At 62.7% G+C, this 18,846-nt stretch carries 18 protein-coding genes; 10 read left to right on the top strand and 8 right to left on the bottom strand.

What is annotated here, in order from left to right:
- Window positions 1-49: 49 nt before the first annotated feature.
- The 4 genes from J5M58_RS06445 to tcyJ form a co-directional block, all read right to left on the bottom strand.
- A complete protein-coding gene (locus J5M58_RS06445; protein WP_112251284.1) occupies window positions 50-1,291 on the bottom strand; it encodes an SfnB family sulfur acquisition oxidoreductase in 1,242 nt (413 codons plus the stop codon).
- A gap of 330 nt (window positions 1,292-1,621) precedes the next feature.
- Window positions 1,622-2,380 (bottom strand): L-cystine ABC transporter ATP-binding protein TcyN, encoded by a 759-nt coding sequence (gene tcyN / locus J5M58_RS06440; protein ID WP_112251285.1) that lies wholly within the window; start codon window positions 2,378-2,380, stop codon window positions 1,622-1,624.
- 2 nt (window positions 2,381-2,382) lie between these two features.
- Window positions 2,383-3,051 carry a cystine ABC transporter permease gene (gene tcyL, locus J5M58_RS06435; protein ID WP_063914445.1) on the bottom strand — a complete coding sequence of 223 codons (669 nt, stop codon included), beginning with the start codon at window positions 3,049-3,051 and terminating at the stop codon, window positions 2,383-2,385.
- Entirely contained in the window at window positions 3,048-3,842 is a 795-nt protein-coding gene (gene tcyJ / locus J5M58_RS06430) for a cystine ABC transporter substrate-binding protein (protein ID WP_196181221.1), read from the bottom strand. The genes tcyL and tcyJ overlap by 4 nt, the downstream gene beginning before the upstream one ends.
- 389 nt (window positions 3,843-4,231) lie before the next feature.
- Between tcyJ and epsC the strand changes: the two genes are divergently transcribed.
- Complete coding sequence (gene epsC / locus J5M58_RS06425; protein WP_207877588.1) at window positions 4,232-5,164, top strand: serine O-acetyltransferase EpsC; 933 nt, start codon at window positions 4,232-4,234, stop codon at window positions 5,162-5,164.
- A 332-nt stretch (window positions 5,165-5,496) separates the two neighbouring features.
- Window positions 5,497-7,458 carry a choline transporter BetT gene (gene betT / locus J5M58_RS06420; protein WP_166674205.1) on the top strand — a complete coding sequence of 654 codons (1,962 nt, stop codon included), beginning with the start codon at window positions 5,497-5,499 and terminating at the stop codon, window positions 7,456-7,458.
- Between the two features lie 119 nt (window positions 7,459-7,577).
- Here betT and tauD read toward each other — a convergent pair whose 3' ends face one another.
- Genes tauD through tauA form a run of 4 tightly spaced genes read right to left on the bottom strand, consistent with a single transcriptional unit; the run spans window position 7,578 to window position 11,084 of the window.
- A complete protein-coding gene (gene tauD, locus J5M58_RS06415; protein WP_112251288.1) occupies window positions 7,578-8,411 on the bottom strand; it encodes a taurine dioxygenase in 834 nt (277 codons plus the stop codon).
- Between the two features lie 48 nt (window positions 8,412-8,459).
- Window positions 8,460-9,299: a taurine ABC transporter permease TauC gene (gene tauC, locus J5M58_RS06410; RefSeq protein ID WP_112251289.1), complete on the bottom strand. Its 840-nt coding sequence runs from the start codon at window positions 9,297-9,299 to the stop codon at window positions 8,460-8,462.
- Entirely contained in the window at window positions 9,296-10,084 is a 789-nt protein-coding gene (tauB, locus tag J5M58_RS06405; protein WP_112251290.1) for a taurine ABC transporter ATP-binding subunit, read from the bottom strand. The genes tauC and tauB overlap by 4 nt, the downstream gene beginning before the upstream one ends.
- A gap of 28 nt (window positions 10,085-10,112) precedes the next feature.
- Window positions 10,113-11,084 (bottom strand): taurine ABC transporter substrate-binding protein, encoded by a 972-nt coding sequence (gene tauA, locus J5M58_RS06400; RefSeq protein ID WP_112251292.1) that lies wholly within the window; start codon window positions 11,082-11,084, stop codon window positions 10,113-10,115.
- A 621-nt stretch (window positions 11,085-11,705) separates the two neighbouring features.
- On the opposite strand from tauA, the gene J5M58_RS06395 reads away from it, so the two are divergent.
- The 8 genes from J5M58_RS06395 (at window position 11,706) to J5M58_RS06360 (ending at window position 18,844) form a co-directional block, all read left to right on the top strand.
- Complete coding sequence (locus tag J5M58_RS06395) at window positions 11,706-13,040, top strand: OprD family porin (protein ID WP_133978297.1); 1,335 nt, start codon at window positions 11,706-11,708, stop codon at window positions 13,038-13,040.
- Between the two features lie 165 nt (window positions 13,041-13,205).
- Window positions 13,206-13,844 (top strand): peroxiredoxin, encoded by a 639-nt coding sequence (locus tag J5M58_RS06390; RefSeq protein WP_013970445.1) that lies wholly within the window; start codon window positions 13,206-13,208, stop codon window positions 13,842-13,844.
- A 289-nt stretch (window positions 13,845-14,133) separates the two neighbouring features.
- Window positions 14,134-14,727 (top strand): NADPH-dependent FMN reductase, encoded by a 594-nt coding sequence (ssuE, locus tag J5M58_RS06385; RefSeq protein WP_112251296.1) that lies wholly within the window; start codon window positions 14,134-14,136, stop codon window positions 14,725-14,727.
- Window positions 14,728-14,811: 84 nt separating this feature from the next.
- Complete coding sequence (locus J5M58_RS06380; RefSeq protein ID WP_112251298.1) at window positions 14,812-15,777, top strand: sulfonate ABC transporter substrate-binding protein; 966 nt, start codon at window positions 14,812-14,814, stop codon at window positions 15,775-15,777.
- Between the two features lie 58 nt (window positions 15,778-15,835).
- Entirely contained in the window at window positions 15,836-16,984 is a 1,149-nt protein-coding gene (ssuD, locus tag J5M58_RS06375) for an FMNH2-dependent alkanesulfonate monooxygenase (protein ID WP_207877586.1), read from the top strand.
- 10 nt (window positions 16,985-16,994) lie between these two features.
- Window positions 16,995-17,792, top strand: a complete 798-nt coding sequence (ssuC, locus tag J5M58_RS06370) for an aliphatic sulfonate ABC transporter permease SsuC (protein ID WP_112251300.1) — start codon at window positions 16,995-16,997, stop codon at window positions 17,790-17,792.
- Entirely contained in the window at window positions 17,789-18,601 is an 813-nt protein-coding gene (gene ssuB, locus J5M58_RS06365) for an aliphatic sulfonates ABC transporter ATP-binding protein (RefSeq protein WP_207877583.1), read from the top strand. Before ssuC ends, ssuB begins: the two co-directional genes overlap by 4 nt.
- Before the next feature lie 27 nt (window positions 18,602-18,628).
- Window positions 18,629-18,844: a molybdopterin-binding protein gene (locus J5M58_RS06360; protein WP_003255829.1), complete on the top strand. Its 216-nt coding sequence runs from the start codon at window positions 18,629-18,631 to the stop codon at window positions 18,842-18,844.
- The last annotated feature ends 2 nt before the right edge of the window (window positions 18,845-18,846 follow it).

The raw sequence follows: 18,846 nt of genomic DNA, 5'->3' as shown, positions 1-18,846 counted from the left end.
GCGGCCTTGTGTCGCGAAAGGGCTGCGCAGCAGCCCCAAAGGCTACAAATCAGATCCAGGAATGCCGCGCGGGCAAGGTGCCGTTGAGGTGGTAAGCGCCAACCGCGTGGTATTTCCAGCGCACCGGGTCATGCAGGGTGTGCACCCGGGCATTGCGCCAGTGGCGGTCGAGGTTGAACTCGGCGAGGGTGGCGCGGCTGCCGGCCAGTTCGAACAGCTTTTCGCTGGCCTGCAGGGCAATTTCGGTCGTCAGTACCTTGGCCTCGGCCACCGCGATCGACGCCCGTGCTGCGCTGGCGGCATCCACCGGTGCTGCATTGACCTCGTCGAGCACCCGCGCGGCCTTGCGCAGCAGGGCTTCGGCGGCGTGCAGTTCGAGCTTCAGGCGGCCGATATCGGCGATCACATAGGGGTCGTCGCTGGCGCGGTCGACCTTGGCCTCGATCCATGGCCGGGCTTTTTCGCGCACGAAGCTGATGGCGTCTTCGATCGCCGCTTCGGCAATGCCGGCATCGATCGCCGCCTGGATCAGCTGCGAGGCCGCGCCCTGGATGTTGGGAGTGTCGCGCTGGCGCCAGTTGTCGATCACCAGGTCGGCATCCACCGGTACCTGGTCGAGCAGCACGGTGCCGCTGGCAGTGGTGCGCTGGCCGAACCCGGACCAGTCATCGACGATGCGCAGCCCCGGGCTGCCTCGGCGTACGAATGCCAGGCGCTGGCGACCTTCGTCGTCGAGTGCCTTGACCGCCACCCAGTGGGCGAACAGGGCGCCGGTGGAATAGAACTTCTCGCCGCTGATGCGATAGCTGTCGCCGACGCGGGTGATCCTGGCCTTGAGGGTCAGGGTGTCCTTGGTGCCGCGTTCTGGGCCTGCATTGCCGATGCGCCAGCCGTCGAGCACGCTGCGGAAGATAACCGCCTGCTGTGCCTCTGTGGCGGTCAGGCGCAGCAGTTGCAGCATGCCGAACTGGTTCTGCGGGATCTGCCCCAGGGCCGGGTCGGCGGCGCTGATCACGCGGAATACTTCGGCCACGGTCTCGAACGAAACATCCGGGCCGCCATGGGCCTTGGGTACGCTGATGCTGCCCAGGCCGCTGCGGGTGAACAGTTCGATCTCGGCCCATGGCAGTTTGCGTTGCTGGTCGCGGCGGGCGGCCTGCTCGCGAGCGACCTCGGCCAGTTCGCGGGCTGCTTGCAGGGCTTCGGCGTCGTTGCGCAGTACCTTGGCCGGCAGCAGCAGTGGCGAACTGTCGAGATCGCTGTGGAGTTGGGTATTGGGTTGGCTGGACATCAGTACCGCTCCTTGGCTGCACTCAATGCCCTGGCGTTACGCACTGGGGTGATTGTGATCCTGACCATTCCTGACCTCACAAAAAATGAATGCCGCTACAGCTGATCGCGACAGATATGTGCTGGTCCGGTGGTCCGGTTCATATACCCTAATGCTTTATAAAAAGTTTATGAACTAACACTTTGGAATATGTATAGAAGGAGGGATTTGCTACAGATGTGCCGGCCTATTCGCGGGTAAACCCGCTCCCACAGGGGGCCTACACAGGTTTTGAGAGCTGTGGAGGTTCTCTGTGGGAGCGGGTTTACCCGCGAATAGGCCAGTGCAGGCTTACTCGGAGGCAGCAGTACCGAGGAACTTGCGCAGGAACTGCCGGGTACGCTCTTGCTTCGGCGCCGCAAACAGCGCCTTGGCCTCGCCCTGTTCCACGATCACGCCCTTGTCGAAGAAGATCACCCTGTTCGCCACATCCCGGGCAAAGCTCATCTCGTGGGTAACGATGATCATGGTGCGCTTTTCCTCGGCCAGGCCGCGGATGGTCGCCAGCACTTCACCTACCAGTTCGGGGTCCAGCGCCGAGGTTGGCTCGTCGAACAGGATCACCTCCGGCTCCATGGCCAGGGCGCGGGCGATGGCCACCCGTTGCTGCTGGCCACCGGACAGGCGCCGCGGGTAGGCGTCTTCCTTGCCCGCCAGGCCGACCTTGGCCAGCAGGCGCCGGCCCAGTTCCATGGCCTGCTCGCGGGGCGTCTTCTTGACGATAACAGGCCCCTCGATCACGTTTTCCAGGGCGGTGCGATGAGGGAACAAGTTGAAGTTCTGGAACACGAACCCGGCCTGCTGGCGCAAGCGGCGAATCGCACTTTGCTGCCCTCCCAGCGGGCGGTTGGCGTCGATGCTGATGTCGCCGATCTGGATCTGCCCGGCATCGGGTGTTTCCAGCAGGTTCAGGCAACGCAGGAAGGTGGTCTTGCCCGAGCCGCTGGGGCCGATGATGGCCACCACTTCGCCGGGTTGCACGGTCAGGTCGATACCGTCGAGCACGGTCTGGCCCTTGAACTGCTTGGTCAGGCCTTTGACTTCAATCATGCTCAGTGCTCCTGGTCATGCTGGTTGACTCGCGCTTCCATGCGGTTCTGGAAGTGCGCGAGGATGCTGCACAGCACCCAGTAGATGACCGCCACCGCCACGTACATGGTGAACACTTCGAAGGTGCGCGCGGTAATCAGCTGGGCCTGGCGGAACAGTTCGGGCACCTGGATGGTCGCCGCCAGGGCGGTGTCCTTGACCAGCGAGATGAAGCTGTTGCCCAACGGCGGCAGTGCGGTGCGCAAGGCCTGGGGAAGGATCGCCCGGCGCATGGCCTGGACGCGGGTCATGCCGATACTGGCGGCAGCCTCCCACTGGCCACGGTCGATCGAGGAAATCGCCGCACGCAGGATTTCGCAGATGTAGGCGGCCATGTTCAGCGACAGGCCGATCAGCGATGCCGGGATCGGGTCGAGCTCGATGCCGATCTGCGGCATGCCGAAGTAGATGACGAACAGCTGCACCAGCAGCGGCGTGCCGCGGAAGAACGACACGTAGACCCGCGCCAGCCAGTTCAGCGGCAAGATCTTCGACAGCCGCATCAGTGCCAGGGCAAAACCCAGCAGCAGGCCGAAGAACATGCCGCCAACACTGAGCAGCACTGTATAACCCGCGCCCTTCAGCAAGAAGGGCGTGGAGTCGACAACGAGTTGCAGGCTTTCAGCAATCATTTGGTGACATCGGCACCGAAGTATTTCGTGGACAGCTTGGCCAGCGTGCCGTCAGCCTTGAGCTTGTCCAGCGCCTTGTTGATCGCCGCCAGCAGTTCTGGCTCGCCCTTGCGCAGGGCCACGCCGCTTTCCAGGCGCGAGAAGGCATCGCCGGCCAGTTCGGTGTCCTTGGCTTTTTGCGCGTATTCCAGCGCAGCAAGGCGGTCGATCAGGATGGCGTCGATGCGGCCGTTGCGCAGGTCGGCGAACTTGCTCGGGTCGTCTTCATAGGTGCGCACATCGGCTTGCGGCACATCCTGCTTGACCCATTGCTCGTAGTTGGTGCCCAGGCCCACGCCGACCTTCTTGCCTGCCAGGTCTGCGGCCTTGTGGATATTCAGCTGCTCGGCCTTCTTCTTCAGGATCAGCGCCTGGATGCCGGAGATGGTGTAAGGCTCGGAGAAGTCATACTTCTTCTTGCGCTCTTCGGAAATGGTCACCTGGTTGATCACTACGTCCAGGCGCTTGGACTCCAGTGCGGCGAGGATGCCGTCCCACTTGGTCGGCTGCACCTTGGCCTTTACCCCGAGTTCCTTGGCCAGCAGTTCGGACAGTTCCACTTCGAAGCCGGTCAGCTTGCCGTTTTCGTCCTGGAAGCTGAACGGTGGGTAGGTGCCTTCGAGGCCGACGTTGATCACGCCTTTTTCCTGGATGGTCTTCAGTTGCTCGCCGGCGAAGGCCTGGCTGAGCAGGCCGGCACCCAGCAAGAGAGCCAGGCTGGCGTTGAGTAGCGGTTTGGCGAATTTCGACATTTCAGAGCCCCGCGCTTGTTGTGGAAGTAGTGGGTGGCGACTATAGGTGCGGCTGCTTAGGCCAGGAAATACTAAAAAATTATTTTGTTATTCCCTTTTTTGTTTTTGCCAGGTGCTGGCTGCTTTGAGGGTAGGCGAGGTTGCCTGCTTCGTCATCGCGGCTTATGCCTGACTTAGCGCAGGATGGAATAAAGCGTTGTTTTTTCCAAGGGACGGATTGCCGTAGAGTGGTTTTATGTAGGCAGGCATGGCCCTTTCGCGGGTAAACCCGCTCCCACAGGGACTCCACAGATCTTGTGCCTCCTGGGGTCCCTGTGGGAGCGGGTTTACCCGCGAAAGGGCCGGCCCTGCCGATAAAAATAGTTGGCCTCTTCAGGCAGGAGAAAACCGTGAGCGAACAACCTTCATCCGGGCACTGGCAGTTGCAGAGCATCGTCACCGGCCTGCGCGGCGCGCGTGAACAATGGCGTACCCGCAACGGCCGCAGCATTGGCGAGCAAGGCGGGCGTGAGCTGCCTTCGCGCGAGGCAATGCGGCAGATTCTGGAGCAACTGTGCGGCGCGCTGTTCCCGATGCGCCTTGGCCCGGTCGACCTGCGCGAAGAAAGCGAAGACTTCTACGTCGGCCATACCCTGGATGCTGCGCTGACCGCCTTGCTGGCCCAGGCCCGCCTGGAGCTGCGCTACGCCGCACGGCAAAGCAAAGGCGAGCTGGCCGGCGTCGATGCCCATGCGCTGAGCTTGGTGCAGGGCTTCGCCGCCGCTCTGCCGGGCCTGCGCGTGCTGCTCGACACCGATGTGCTGGCCGCCTACCACGGTGACCCGGCAGCGCGCAGTGTCGATGAGGTGTTGTTGTGCTACCCGGGCATCCTGGCGATCATTCATCACCGCCTGGCGCACCACCTGTACCAGGCCGGCCTGCCGCTGCTGGCGCGGATCAGCTCGGAACTGGCGCATTCGGCCACGGGGATCGACATTCACCCCGGGGCGCAGATCGGCCCGAGCTTCTTCATCGACCACGGTACCGGCGTGGTGATCGGCGAAACCGCGATCATCGGCGAGCGCGTGCGTATCTATCAGGCGGTGACCCTGGGCGCCAAGCGCTTCCCCAGCGATGAGTCGGGCACCCTGCACAAGGGCCTGCCACGCCACCCGATCGTCGAGGACGATGTGGTTATCTATGCCGGGGCCACGGTGCTGGGGCGGATCACCATCGGCAAAGGCTCGACCATTGGCGGTAATGTGTGGCTGACCCGTAGTGTGCCGGCCGAGAGCAACATCACCCAGGCCAACCTGCAGCTGGATTGCCAGGACAAGAACTGATCTGGCAATTTCTTGGCCTGTACCGGCCTCTTCGCGGGTGAACCCGCTCCCACAGAACCCCCACAGATTTTGAATTCTGTGCAGTATCTGTGGGAGCGGGTTTACCCGCGAAAGGGCCGGAACAGGAGGACACCAATCAGCGCCCCAATTCGCATTGAAATCCGATCCATGGTTAACTTGAACGCTTGTTCAATGAAAAACGCTGGTCCGCTGCCGGTGTTCAACAGGAGGATTCCTTTGCTGAACCCGTTCATTCCGAGCCTTACGTCATTCGACGAGGTGCGCCCCCAATGAGTGCACCGACCCCTTCCCTTGCCAATGGCAAGATCCGCATGAACCCTCCGGTGTTCTATTTCGCGGCAAGTTTCATCCTCATCTTCGGCCTGGTGGTCATTTCCTTTCCGCAAGCAGCAGGTGACTGGTTGCTGGCGGCGCAGAACTGGGCTGCCAACACGGTCGGCTGGTACTACATGCTGGCGATGACGCTGTACCTGGTCTTCGTGGTGGTCACCGCCTTGTCCGGCTACGGCAAGATCAAGCTCGGTGCCGACCACGACGAGCCCGAGTTCAGTTACCTGTCGTGGGCCGGCATGCTGTTCGCCGCCGGTATCAGCATCACCTTGTTCTTCTTCTGCGTCTCCGAACCCCTGACGCACATGCTGCAGCCGCCCCAGGGCGAAGCGGGCACGGCCGAGGCCGGGCGCCAGGCGATGCAGATCCTGTTCCTGCACTGGGGCCTGCATGGCTGGGGCGTGTTCGCCTTCGTCGGCATGGCCCTCGCCTATTTCGCCTACCGGCACAACCTGCCGCTGGCCTTGCGTTCGGCGTTGTACCCGCTGATCGGCAAGCGCATCAACGGGCCGATCGGCTATGCGGTGGACGGCTTCGGCATCATCGCCACGGTGTTCGGCCTGGGTGCCGACATGGGGTTTGGCGTGCTGCACCTGAACGCCGGCCTCGACTACCTGTTCGGCATCGACCACAGCCAGTGGGTGCAGGTGCTGCTCATCACCCTGATGATGGGCGCGGCGGTGGCGGTCGCCGTCGCCGGGGTGGAGAAGGGCGTGCGGGTGATGAGCGACATCAACCTGTTCCTGGCCTGCGCGCTGTTGCTGTTCGTGTTGTTCGCCGGGCCTACCCAGCATTTGTTCAACACGCTGATCCAGAACCTCGGCGACTACCTGGGTGCCTTGCCGCGCAAGAGCTTCGACGTCTATGCCTATGGCGAAAATCGCGACTGGCTGGGCGGCTGGACGGTGTTCTACTGGGCCTGGTGGATTGCCTGGGCGCCGTTCGTGGGCCTGTTCATCGCCCGCATCTCCCGTGGCCGCACAATCCGCGAGTTCGTCTTTGGCGTGCTGTTGATTCCGCTGGGCTTCACCCTGGCGTGGATGTCCATCTTCGGCAACAGCGCCCTGGACCAGGTCATCAACCACGGCATGACAGCGCTGGGCCAGTCGGCGCTGGATAATCCGTCGATGAGCCTGTACCTGCTGCTGGAGACCTACCCCTGGAGCAAGACGGTGATCGCCATGACGGTGTTCATCAGTTTCGTGTTCTTCGTCACCTCTGCCGACTCGGGTACCGTGGTGCTGTCGACCTTGTCGGCCAAGGGTGGCGATGCCGACGAGGACGGGCCGAACTGGCTGCGTATCTTCTGGGGGGCGATGACGGCGCTGATCACCAGTGCGCTGCTGTTCGCTGGCAGCATCGATTCGCTGAAATCGGCGGTGGTGCTGACCTCATTGCCGTTCTCGCTTATCTTGCTGTGCATGATGTGGGGGCTGCACAAGGCGTTCTACCTGGAGTCGCAACGGCAGATCGCACAGATGCATTCGCTGGCCCCGTTCGCCCAGTCACGCCGCGGCCGTGGCGGCTGGCGCCAGCGCCTGAGCCAGGCGGTGCACTTCCCGTCGCGTGATGAGGTGTACCGCTTCATGGACGACGTGGTGCGCCCGGCAATTGCCGATGTGCGTGAAGTGTTCGAACAGAAGGGCCTGGTGCTGATTACCCAGGACGACCCGAGCCATGACAACGTCAGCCTGAAGATTGGCCATGGCGAGGAACAGCCGTTCATTTACCAGGTGCAGATGCGTGGCTACTTCACGCCATCGTTCGCCCTGGGTGGGCTGGGTACGCAGGAGTTGAAGAACCGCCGTTACTACCGGGCGGAGGTGCACCTGAGCGAAGGCAGCCAGAACTATGACCTGGTGGGCTACAGCAAAGAGCAGATCATCAACGACATCCTCGACCAGTACGAGCGGCACATGCAGTTCCTGCATCTGGTCAGGTAATAACCTGTACCGGCCTCTTCGCGGGTAAACCCGCTCCCACAGGTACGGCGCTGGTTTTGAAGCCTGTGTAGCACCTGTGGGAGCGGGTTTACCCGCGAAGAGGCCGGTACAGGCAAAAACTAGAAGGGCGCATCCCCGAGGATGGTCGCCCGATGCATCACCCGCCGGTTCGGTCGGTAGTCATCCACGGCAAAATGCTGGGTCACGCGGTTGTCCCAGAACGCCACGTCATTCTCCTGCCACCGCCAGCGAATGCTGAACTCCGGCCGCGTCGCATGGGCGAACAGCAGTTTCAGCAGCGCCTCGCTTTCCAGCTCGCTCAGCTCATTGATGCGCGTGGTGAACCCCTCATTGACGAACAGCGCCTTGCGCCCGCTCACCGGATGCGTGCGCACCACCGGGTGCGACAGCGGCGGGTTGTTGCGCCGGGTTGCTTCCCAGCGCGCCAGGTCTTCCGGCGTGGTACCAAAGCGCTCCAGCGGGAACGACTTGGTGAAGTCATGGGTGGCGGTCAGCCCGTCGAGCATCTCGCGCAGCGGTGCCGACAAGGCTTCGAAGGCAGCGATGCCGCTGGCCCACAAGGTATCGCCACCGTAGGCCGGCAACTGCTTGGCGCTGAGCACCGCGCCCAGGGCCGGGGTCGGCAGGAAGGTCACATCGGTGTGCCACACCGCGTTGTCGCGCACATCGGTCACCGCTGTGTCGAGGATCAGTACCTGCGGGGTTTCCGGAACGTTGGGGTAGATCGGGTGGATATGCAGGTCGCCGAAGCGGGCGGCAAAACGCGCCTGCTGCTGCGGGTTGATCGGCTGGTCGCGGAAGAACAGCACCTGGTGTTGCAGCAGTGCCTGCTCGATGGCGTCACGTTCTTCGACGGTGATATCACGGCTGATGTCCACGCCGCTGATCTGGGCGCCAAGCGCCGGGCTGAGGGGGGTGATGGTCAGGCTCATGTCGGTCTCTTCAATCAGGCGCCAGGCTGCTGGCGTGGTCAACAGGGTTCAGTGGCTCTGCCCGTGCCAAGGCACCAGCTTGCGTTGCAGGGCACGCAGGCCCATTTCCAGGGCGAAGGCGATCAGGGCGATCAGCAGGATGCCCAGCACCACCACATCGGTAACCAGGAACTGTGCCGCCGACTGCACCATGAAGCCCAGGCCGCTGGTGGCGGCGATCAGTTCGGCGGCCACCAGGGTCGACCAGCCGACCCCAAGGCCAATTCGGATGCCGGTGAGGATGTCGGGCAGGGCGCTGGGCAGGATCACATGACGGATCAGCTGGGCCTTGGTCGCGCCCAGCGACTGCGCGGCACGCAGCTTGGCCGGGTCGACCGTGCGCACACCGGTGGCGGTGGCAATGGCGATGGGGGCGAAGATTGCCAGGTAGATCAGCAGCACCTTGGACAGCTCGCCGATGCCGCACCAGATGACGATCAGCGGCAAGTAGGCCAACGGCGGGATCGGCCGGTAGAACTCGATCAGCGGGTCGAGAATGCCGCGGGCCACGCGGTTGTAGCCGATGGCGATACCCACCGGGATGGCGGTGAGGGTGGCCGCCAGCAGGGCCACGCCGATGCGCCCCAGGCTGGCACCCAGGTGCTGCCACAGGCTGGCATCCATGTAGCCTTGGGTCAGCAAGGTCCCGGCCTTGGCCAGGATGTCGGCGGGCGAGGGCAGGAACAGCGGCTCGATCCAGCCGGCCGCTGTCACCAGCCACCAGGCCAACAGCAAGCTGGCCAGGGTCAGGGTGCTGATCCAGCGGGTGGGCAGGGTGCGGCGCAGCTTGGTGGCTGGCCGGGGTTGGGGGTTGTGTTTGCCGGCGACCGGCAGGTCAAGGCTGCTCATGCGCGCTCCTGCAGGTTTTGACGTTGGGAGAACACCCGCGCCAGTACGTGTTCGCGAGTTTCGATGAAGGCCGGGTCGGACTTGATCGCCCGCGCCGGTTCACCGGCTGCGTACCGCTGGCCGAAGTCCAGTTGCAGGCGCTCCACCACGCGCCCCGGGTTGGGCGCCAGCAGTACCAGCTCGCTGGCAAGAAACACTGCTTCTTCGATGTCGTGGGTAATAAGGAACACCGGCTTGGCGGTGCGTTGCCATACCTGCAGCAACAGCTCCTGCATCTGCTCGCGGGTGAAGGCATCAAGTGCGCCGAACGGTTCGTCCATCAGCAGCACCCGTGGGTTGGCTGCCAATGCCCGAGCCAGGCCGACGCGCTGCTTCTGGCCACCGGACAATTGCCAGATACGCCGTTCGCCAAAGCCTTCGAGGTCGACCAGGGCCAGCATTTCGCGAGCCTTGGCTTCACGCTCGGCGCGCGGCACGCCGGCCAGTTCCAGGCCGAATGCGACGTTGCCCAGCACGTTCTGCCAGGGCAGCAGCGCATCGTCCTGGAACACTACGCCGCGCTCGGCACCGGGGCCCTGGACGGGCACGCCGTCCAGGGTGATGCGCCCGCCGCTGGGGGCGACGAAGCCGGCGATGAGGTTGAGCAGCGAGGTCTTGCCGCTGCCGGAAGGCCCCAGGGCCACCAGCAGTTGGCGTGGCCCCAGGCTCAGGTTGATGTCGGCCAGTACCGGGGTTTCGGCACCGGGGTACTGTGCGCTGATGCGCTCCAGTTCGAGCAAGGCCATGGCAGGCTCCGGTCGGTTTTCTACAGGCTTAGTTGGGGAGGTACTGGGCGCTGACGTACGGTGAGTAGTCCGGCAGTACCGCGTCGACCTTGCCTTGCTGCTTGAGGAAGGTGGCCGTGTCGGTCAGCGCCTGGGTGGTCGGCGCGCCCAGTGCGTTGGCCTGGTCGGCGGCCAGCGGGTAGACGTTGCCCTGCAGCAGCACCGGGATGTCAGCAGGCTTGGCGCCCGACAGTTTGGCCAGCTTGCTCACGTTGTCGGGGTTGGCCAGCCAGGCTTGCGGGTTTTTGCGGTAGTCGGCGTAGGCGTCAAGGGTGACCTTGGCAAAGGCCTTGACCACGTCGGGGTGCTTGGCGGCGAAGTCCTTGCGCACGATCCATGCGTCGAAGGTCGGCGCACCTTTCTTGGCCAGCTCGCCGGAGGTGATCAGCACCTTGCCGTTTTCCTTGGCCACGCCCAGGGCCGGGTCCCAGACGTAGGTGGCGTCGATATCGCCGCGCTTCCAGGCAGCAATGATTGCCGGCGGCGCCAGGTTGAGGATCTGCACCTTGGACGGGTCGATGTTCCAGGTCTTCAGCGCAGCCAGCAGGCTGTAGTGGCCGGTGGAGACGAACGGCACGGCGACCTTCTTGCCGACCAGGTCTTGCGGAGTCTTGATGCTGTCGCGGGCGACCAGTGCTTCACCGGCGCCAATCTGCGTGGCAATCAGGAAGGTCTCGACCGGCAGCTTGCGGGTGGCTGCGGCGGCCAACGGGCTGGAGCCCAGGTAGCCGATCTGCACATCGCCGCTGGCTACGGCGGTGATCACGTCGGCGCCGTTGTCGAACTTGCGCCAGTCGATGCTGGCCTTGCTGGCTTTTTCGTAGTTGCCATCGACCTGCGCCACCTTGGCTGGGTCGACGGTGGTCTGGTAGGCCACGGTGAGGTCTGCGGCCTGGGCCAACCAGCTGGCGCTGGCGAGGGTCAGGGCGGCGAACAGGCGCAGCGGAGCGTGCGGGATCATGGTGAACCTCTCGTCAGGCAATCGGGTGTGATGGATGGCGAGAAGGCTAAATGATCTAAGAAAACTAAAATAAATAACTTTTTTGCATTAGCTTAGGAGCCAATTGCTAATCCATGCCACCGTAGTGCGACCGATGTGGGAGCGGGCGTGCCCGCGAACACCGGCGACGCCGGTGCCATCCACCGCGTCGCCTGCTTCGCGGGCATGCCCGCTCCCACATCGATCGCATTACGGCGCGACTCGGGGTGATTTCGCTCAATGGCGAAACCAGAGACCGCTGCTAGGCTTTTCCGTCCCGATAGAACGATCCGGAATTAGGTTATGAGCAAACGTTTGCAAATAACCTTTAGTTATGACAATGGCCGTTGATACAACAAAATGCAGTAACAGTTCCTAACATATTCCGTAAAAATCTTAGCAATTCATAAAACGGTCATTTTGGATTTATAGGATTGTCATTATCCTGTAGCGCAGCTGGCGTCTTAGACCAAAGTCGCGAAACGTTTAGAAACGATTGACTTCATGGTCACGCTTTGGGACTAAATCGCCAATCCACGGTGAGCGGGGCACAAGACCCTTCCGCCAGAGATACACAAGAATTAGAACGTAGAGGAGCAAAACATGTACAAGTCCAGCCTGGCCCTGGCCGTGGCACTGGGGGTTCTCGCCCAACAAGCAGGCGCTGCCGGTTTCGTTGAAGACAGCAAACTGTCGCTCAGCTCGCGCACCATGTACTTCAACGACGACAACCGTGAAAGCGGTATCGACCAGAAAGAAAGCGGTCAGGGCTTCAAGCTCGACTACCTGTCTGGCTTCACCGAAGGCACCGTGGGCTTCGGTGTCGATGTTCAAGCGCTGTGGGGCATTCACCTGGATGGTGGCCGTGGCAGCCGTCCTGATGCCAACAATACTTTCTTCCCAAGCGACTCCGATGGTTCGGCAGTCCACGACTGGGCACGCATTGGTGGTAACGCCAAGGCTCGCTTCTCCAAGACCGAGGTCCACTACGGTAGCGCCCTGGCGCCTATGCTGCCGATCCTGGTGTCCAACGACGGCCGTCTGCTGCCGCAGACCTTCGAGGGTGGCACCCTTCAGTCGAAGGAAATCGACAACCTGACCCTCAACGCAGGTCAATTGACCCACGCCATGGGTCGTGCTTCGAGCAACCGTACCGGTCTGTCGGTTTCGGGTGCCTTCCGCGACAGCAACAAGTTCCAGTTCGCCGGTGGTGACTACAAGCTCACTCCAGACCTGACCCTGCAGTACTACTACTCGAACCTGGAAGACTTCTACAAGCAGCACTTCCTGGGTGCCACTCACGTCTTCAAGATCGCCGACAACCAGTCGTTCAAGACCGACCTGCGCTACTTCGATAGCCGCAGCGACGGCAAGAATGGCGAGACCGGTTACGCCTTCGACAACAACGGTGGCTACGCGAAAAACGCGGGCGAGGTCGACAACAAGACCTGGAGCGCCATGTTCACCTACACCCTGGGTGGCCACGCGCTGATGCTCGGTCACCAGCAAGTGGGTGACGATGGTGGTTTCGTCTGGCTGAACCAGGGTAGCGTCCGCAAGGACGGCTCCACTTCCTCGCTGGAAGGCAATGGTGGCGCAAGCTTCTACCTGTTCACTGACAGCATGATCAACCAGTTCGCTCGCGCCGGTGAAAACACCACTTTCGGTCAGTACTCCTATGACTTCGCGGCTCTGGGCGTTCCAGGCCTGAAGGCTTCGGTGGCCTACCTGCGTGGTGACGATGTCCGCAACAAGTCGGGCGACGGCAGCTACAACGAATGGGAACGCGACGCACGCGTCGACTACACCCTTCAGCAAGGCGCTCTCAAAGGCCTGGGCTTCAGCCTGCGTCAAGGTGTCTACCGTGGTAGCGGTGAGAGCGCTTTGGACAAAGACCAGACTCGCTTCATCGTGAACTACACTTACAACTTCCTGTAAGCCGTAGCTGAACAAGAAGCCTCGCCTAGTGCGAGGCTTTTTTATGTCTGAAATTCTAAATTCCTGCAGGTTATAAATAAATCAGTATTTATTCTTTTTATTTTTAATCGAATGCAGGCACATTGAACCCATACGGTACAGAACCCAGCACAGGAGCCGCAGCCCATGAGCCTAAAACTCGGCGATATCGCCCCCGATTTCGAACAGGATTCCAGCGAAGGCAAGATCCGCTTCCACGAGTGGCTGGGCAACAGCTGGGGGGTTCTGTTCTCCCACCCGGCCGACTTCACCCCGGTTTGCACCACCGAGCTGGGCCTGACCGCCAAGCTGAAGGACGATTTCGCCAAACGCGGTGTCAAGGCCATTGCCCTGTCGGTAGACCCGGTCGATTCGCACCACCGCTGGATCGATGACATCAACGAAACCCAGAACACCGTGGTCAACTTCCCGATCATCGCCGACGCCGACCGCAAGGTGTCCGACCTGTACGACCTCATCCACCCGAACGCCAGCGACACCCTGACCGTGCGCTCGCTGTTCGTCATCGACCCGAACAAGAAGGTGCGCCTGACCATCACCTACCCGGCCAGTACCGGGCGCAACTTCAACGAAATCTTGCGGGTGATCGACTCGCTGCAGCTGACCGACAACCACAAGGTCGCCACACCAGGGAACTGGCAGGACGGTGACGACGTGGTGATCGTGCCCTCGCTGAAGGACGAGGAAGAGATCAAGCAGCGCTTCCCCAAAGGTTACCGGGCGGTCAAACCCTATCTGCGGCTGACCCCGCAGCCCAATCGTTAAAGGATTCCTCGTTGCATTGCTCTTAGCCATAGCAGGGATATTCGGGCCGTTTCGACGGCCCTTTTTTATGCCTGCTGAAACTGCATGGGCTTCTTCGCGGGTAAACCCGCTCCCACAGGGATAACGGAAGCCCCAGGCCTGGTGCGGTCCCTGTGGGAGCGGGTTTACCCGCGAAAGGGCCAAAATAGGAAATTGATAAAAATGGAATAAACAAATGAAAAAATATGATTTCTAGATATATGCGTCGGCTGTTAATGTCACCTCCAACAGAACACAAGGAAGCGCTGCAATGCTGGTCGTATCAATCGGTGGAAGCCCCAGTACCCGTTCACGCTCCGGCGTGCTGCTGGAGCGTTCTCGCCAGTGGCTGCAGGACCAGGGCGTCGAGGTAGTGACGTTCCAGGTACGTGACTTTCCCGCCGAAGACCTGCTGCACGCCCGTTTCGACAGCCCGCAGGTGCAGCACTTCCAGCAGCTGGTGGCCCAGGCCGATGGCCTGATCGTCGCCACTCCGGTGTACAAGGCCTCGTTCGCCGGTGCCCTGAAAACCTTGCTCGACCTGCTGCCCGAACGCGCCCTGGCACACAAGATCGTGTTGCCAATCGCCACCGGCGGCAGCATCGCCCACATGCTGGCGGTGGATTACGCACTGAAACCCGTGCTGTCGGCACTCAAGGCGCAAGAGACCCTGCAAGGGATCTTCGCCGACGACAGCCAGGTCGCCTACGCAGAAGGCAGCAGACCCGCGCAGCTGGCAGCGGCGCTGGAAGAACGCCTGCAGGACGCGCTGGAAACCTTCCATGTTGCGCTGGCCCGCCGGCCGCGCCCCGTGGCTCCCGGCGTATTGAACGAACGCCTGATCAGCGCTCGCTGGAGCATCTGACTGGCTTGACCCGCTTCACCACCTTACTCGCCCGACAACGAGGCAAGCAGGTGCAACCCGAACCCACTCGCACAGGAGAGCGCCATGCGCACAGTCTTCTTGCGTCGCGGTCTGGTCGCCCTGTTTGCGGCGGCTGTGTCCTTCGGCGCCATTACCCAAGCCCAGGCCGAGAGCCTGCGTATCGGTTACCAGAAATACGGCACCCTGGTGCTGCTCAAGGCCAAGGGCACGCTGGAAAAGCGCCTGGCCGAGCAGGGCGTGCAGGTGCAATGGACCGAGTTCCCCGGCGGCCCGCAACTGCTTGAAGGGCTGAACGTTGGCTCCATCGATTTTGGCGTGACCGGCGAAACCCCACCGGTGTTCGCCCAGGCCGCCGGTGCCGACCTGCTGTACGTCGCCTACGAGCCGCCAGCGCCGCACAGCGAGGCGATCCTGGTGCCGAAGGGCTCGCCCATCCAGTCGGTCAAAGACCTCAAGGGCAAGAAAGTCGCTCTCAACAAAGGCTCCAACGTCCACTACCTGCTGGTTCGCGCCCTGGACGACGCAGGCCTGAAATACAGCGATATCCAGCCGGTGTACCTGCCCCCGGCCGATGCCCGGGCCGCCTTCGAGCGCGGCAGCGTGGATGCCTGGGTGATCTGGGACCCGTACCAGGCTGCCGCCGAGAAACAGCTGCAGGCTCATACCTTGCGCGACGGCAAGGGCCTGGTCGACAACCATCAGTTCTACCTGGCCACTCGCAACTACGCGACCCAGCACCCGGCGGTGATCAACACCCTGATCGAAGAAGTGCGCGCCGTGGGTGAATGGTCCCGGGCCAACCCGCAGGAAGTGACCGACCAGGTCGCACCACTGCTCGGCCTGCCCGCCGACATCACCCTGACCTCGGTCAAGCGCCAAGGCTACGGTGCCGCGCCGCTCACCCCGGAAGTGGTGGCTGCGCAACAGAAGATCGCTGACACGTTCCAGGCACTGAAGCTGATTCCCAAGCCGCTGAGCATCAAGGACGTGATCTGGACACCCCCGGCCAAGGTCGCCAGTGCGCCTTGATTGATTTGCCTGCGCCGGGGCGTCGCCCTGGCTGAGCCCCCTTGAGGAGACAACTCCAATGAGCCTGAACATCTTCTGGTTTCTTCCTACCCACGGTGACGGCAAGTACCTGGGCACCTCCGATGGCGCGCGCGCCGTCGACCATGGCTACCTGCAGCAGATCGCCCAGGCGGCCGACCGGCTTGGCTTTGGTGGCGTGCTGATCCCTACCGGGCGTTCCTGCGAGGATTCCTGGCTGGTTGCGGCATCGCTGATACCGGTGACCCAGCGCCTGAAGTTCCTGGTCGCCCTGCGCCCCGGAATCATTTCGCCGACCGTGGCGGCACGCCAGGCAGCAACCCTTGATCGCCTGTCCAACGGCCGCGCGCTGTTCAACCTGGTGACCGGTGGCGACCCGGACGAGTTGGCCGGTGACGGCCTGCACCTGAACCATCAGGAACGTTATGAAGCCTCTGTGGAGTTCACCCGTATCTGGCGCAAGGTGCTGGAAGGCGAAGTGGTCGACTACGACGGCAAGCACATCCAGGTGAAGGGCGCCAAGCTGCTCTATCCGCCAATCCAGCAACCACGCCCGCCACTGTATTTCGGCGGCTCCTCCGAAGCCGCACAGGACCTGGCCGCGGAGCAGGTCGAGCTGTACCTGACCTGGGGCGAGCCGCCGAGTGCGGTCGCTGAAAAAATCGCCCAGGTGCGTGAGAAAGCTGCCGCCCAGGGCCGCCAAGTGCGCTTCGGCATCCGCCTGCACGTGATCGTGCGGGAAACCAACGAAGAAGCCTGGGCCGCTGCCGACAAACTCATTTCGCACCTGGACGACGACACCATCGCTCGCGCCCAGGCCTCGCTGGCGCGCTTCGACTCGGTCGGCCAGCAACGCATGGCAGCCCTGCACAACGGCAACCGTGACAAGCTGGAGGTCAGCCCCAACCTGTGGGCTGGTGTCGGCCTGGTGCGTGGTGGTGCCGGCACCGCGCTGGTGGGTGACGGCCCGACCGTCGCGGCGCGGGTCAAGGAGTACGCCGAGCTGGGTATCGATACCTTCATCTTCTCCGGCTACCCGCACCTGGAAGAGTCGTACCGGGTGGCCGAGCTGCTGTTCCCGCACCTGGATGTGCAACGCCCGGAGCAAGCCAAGACCGGTGGTTATGTGAGCCCGTTTGGTGAAATGGTGGCCAACGATATCCTGCCCAAGTCCGTTGCGCAGAGCTGAGGGCCAGGCCATGAGTCGTGCAACCTCCAACAACCTTGGCCAGCGCCTGGCACCATGGGCGCTGCCGGTACTGCTGCTGGCCGTCTGGCAGCTGGCGGTCAGCGCCGGCTGGCTGTCGACGCGCATCCTGCCGGCGCCCAGCGCCGTGCTCAGTGCCGGCGTCGAGCTGGTGCGCAGCGGCGAGATCTGGACCCACCTGGCCATCAGTGGCTGGCGTGCCGGGCTGGGCTTCCTCATCGGTGGCAGCATCGGCCTGGTGCTGGGCTTCATCACCGGCCTGTCGAATTGGGGCGAACGCCTGCTCGACAGCTCGGTGCAGATGATCCGCAACGTGCCGCACCTGGCGCTGATCCCGCTGGTGATCCTGTGGTTCGGTATCGACGAGTCGGCAAAGATCTTCCTGGTCGCGCTGGGCACGCTGTTCCCGATCTACCTGAACACTTACCACGGCATCCGCAACGTCGACCCGGCGCTGGTGGAAATGGCGCGCAGCTACGGCCTGTCCGGCTTCAGCCTGTTCCGCCAGGTGATCCTGCCTGGGGCGCTGCCTTCGATCCTGGTAGGCGTGCGTTTCGCTCTGGGCTTCATGTGGCTGACCCTGATCGTTGCCGAAACCATTTCGGCCAGTTCCGGCATCGGCTACCTGGCAATGAACGCTCGTGAGTTCCTGCAGACCGACGTGGTGGTGCTGGCCATCGTCCTGTATGCCGTGCTCGGCAAACTCGCCGACCTCGCCGCCCGCGGCCTGGAACGTGTGTGGCTGCGCTGGCACCCGGCCTATCAAGTGGCGAAGAAGGAGGGCGCATGACCGTACTCAAGGAACAGCCGCCGCGCTTGCTGCGTGGCATCCCGCTGGCTTCCAGCGGCCTGCGCAAGACCTTTGGCCAGCGCGAAGTGCTCAAGGGCATCGAGCTACACATTCCTGCCGGTCAGTTTGTCGCCATCGTCGGCCGCAGTGGTTGCGGCAAGAGTACCTTGCTGCGCCTGCTGGCTGGTCTCGACCAGCCCACTGCAGGCCAGTTGCTGGCCGGTGCGGCGCCGCTGGAACAGGCCCGCGAAGAAACCCGCCTGATGTTCCAGGACGCACGCCTGCTGCCGTGGAAGAAGGTAATCGACAACGTTGGCCTGGGCCTGTCTGGCGACTGGCGCCCGCGTGCGCGGGAAGCTTTGGAGTCGGTTGGCCTGGCCGACCGCGCCAATGAATGGCCGGCGGCTCTGTCGGGTGGCCAGAAGCAGCGCGTGGCCTTGGCCCGGGCGCTGATTCATCAGCCGCGCCTGCTGCTGCTGGACGAGCCGCTCGGTGCGCTGGATGCATTGACTCGTATCGAGATGCAGCAACTGATCGAGCGCCTGTGGCGTCAGCACGGCTTCACCGTGTTGCTGGTTACCCACGATGTCAGCGAGGCAGTCGCCGTGGCTGACCGGGTGATCCTGATCGAGGATGGCGAGGTCGGGCTCGACCTCACTGTCGACCTTGCACGGCCTCGGGCGCGTGGTTCGCACCGCCTGGCCGCGCTGGAAAGCGAAGTGCTCAACCGTGTTCTGTCGGCCCCGGGCGCTGCGCCCGAGCCGGATCCTGTAGCCCCTTTGCCCACGCAACTGCGTTGGGCGCACTGAACCCCAGAAGCCAAAAGGAAGCAAATCATGACTATCAAAGCCATCAACGTTCGCAACCAGTTCAAAGGCACCGTGAAGGAAATCCTCGAAGGCCCGGTACTGTCGGAAATCGACGTGCAGACTGCCTCGGGCATCGTCACTTCGGTCATCACTACCCGCTCCGTGCGTGAGCTGGAGTTGCAAGTGGGTAGTGAAGTGATTGCCTTCGTGAAATCGACCGAAGTGTCTATCGCCAAGCTGTGATG

Origin of the sequence: Pseudomonas sp. 32_A (assembly GCF_017490905.1) — a bacterium.
Taxonomy (GTDB): Bacteria; Pseudomonadota; Gammaproteobacteria; order Pseudomonadales; family Pseudomonadaceae; genus Aquipseudomonas; species Aquipseudomonas inefficax.
This window is presented reverse-complemented; position numbering and strand designations above follow the sequence as displayed.

Bases quoted from the DNA above. Each gene is read 5' to 3' on its own strand.
- tcyN (WP_112251285.1), bottom strand. From the start codon at position 2,380: ATGATTGAAGTCAAAGGCCTGACCAAGCAGTTCAAGGGCCAGACCGTG.
- ssuD (WP_207877586.1), top strand. From the start codon at position 15,836: ATGAGCCTGAACATCTTCTGGTTTCTTCCTACCCACGGTGACGGCAAG.
- J5M58_RS06445 (WP_112251284.1), bottom strand. From the start codon at position 1,291: ATGTCCAGCCAACCCAATACCCAACTCCACAGCGATCTCGACAGTTCG.
- tcyJ (WP_196181221.1), bottom strand. From the start codon at position 3,842: ATGTCGAAATTCGCCAAACCGCTACTCAACGCCAGCCTGGCTCTCTTG.
- J5M58_RS06390 (WP_013970445.1), top strand. From the start codon at position 13,206: ATGAGCCTAAAACTCGGCGATATCGCCCCCGATTTCGAACAGGATTCC.
- tauB (WP_112251290.1), bottom strand. From the start codon at position 10,084: ATGGCCTTGCTCGAACTGGAGCGCATCAGCGCACAGTACCCCGGTGCC.
- ssuB (WP_207877583.1), top strand. From the start codon at position 17,789: ATGACCGTACTCAAGGAACAGCCGCCGCGCTTGCTGCGTGGCATCCCG.
- betT (WP_166674205.1), top strand. From the start codon at position 5,497: ATGAACCCTCCGGTGTTCTATTTCGCGGCAAGTTTCATCCTCATCTTC.
- tauD (WP_112251288.1), bottom strand. From the start codon at position 8,411: ATGAGCCTGACCATCACCCCCCTCAGCCCGGCGCTTGGCGCCCAGATC.
- tauA (WP_112251292.1), bottom strand. From the start codon at position 11,084: ATGATCCCGCACGCTCCGCTGCGCCTGTTCGCCGCCCTGACCCTCGCC.
- J5M58_RS06360 (WP_003255829.1), top strand. From the start codon at position 18,629: ATGACTATCAAAGCCATCAACGTTCGCAACCAGTTCAAAGGCACCGTG.
- tcyL (WP_063914445.1), bottom strand. From the start codon at position 3,051: ATGATTGCTGAAAGCCTGCAACTCGTTGTCGACTCCACGCCCTTCTTG.
- J5M58_RS06395 (WP_133978297.1), top strand. From the start codon at position 11,706: ATGTACAAGTCCAGCCTGGCCCTGGCCGTGGCACTGGGGGTTCTCGCC.
- J5M58_RS06380 (WP_112251298.1), top strand. From the start codon at position 14,812: ATGCGCACAGTCTTCTTGCGTCGCGGTCTGGTCGCCCTGTTTGCGGCG.
- tauC (WP_112251289.1), bottom strand. From the start codon at position 9,299: ATGAGCAGCCTTGACCTGCCGGTCGCCGGCAAACACAACCCCCAACCC.
- ssuC (WP_112251300.1), top strand. From the start codon at position 16,995: ATGAGTCGTGCAACCTCCAACAACCTTGGCCAGCGCCTGGCACCATGG.
- ssuE (WP_112251296.1), top strand. From the start codon at position 14,134: ATGCTGGTCGTATCAATCGGTGGAAGCCCCAGTACCCGTTCACGCTCC.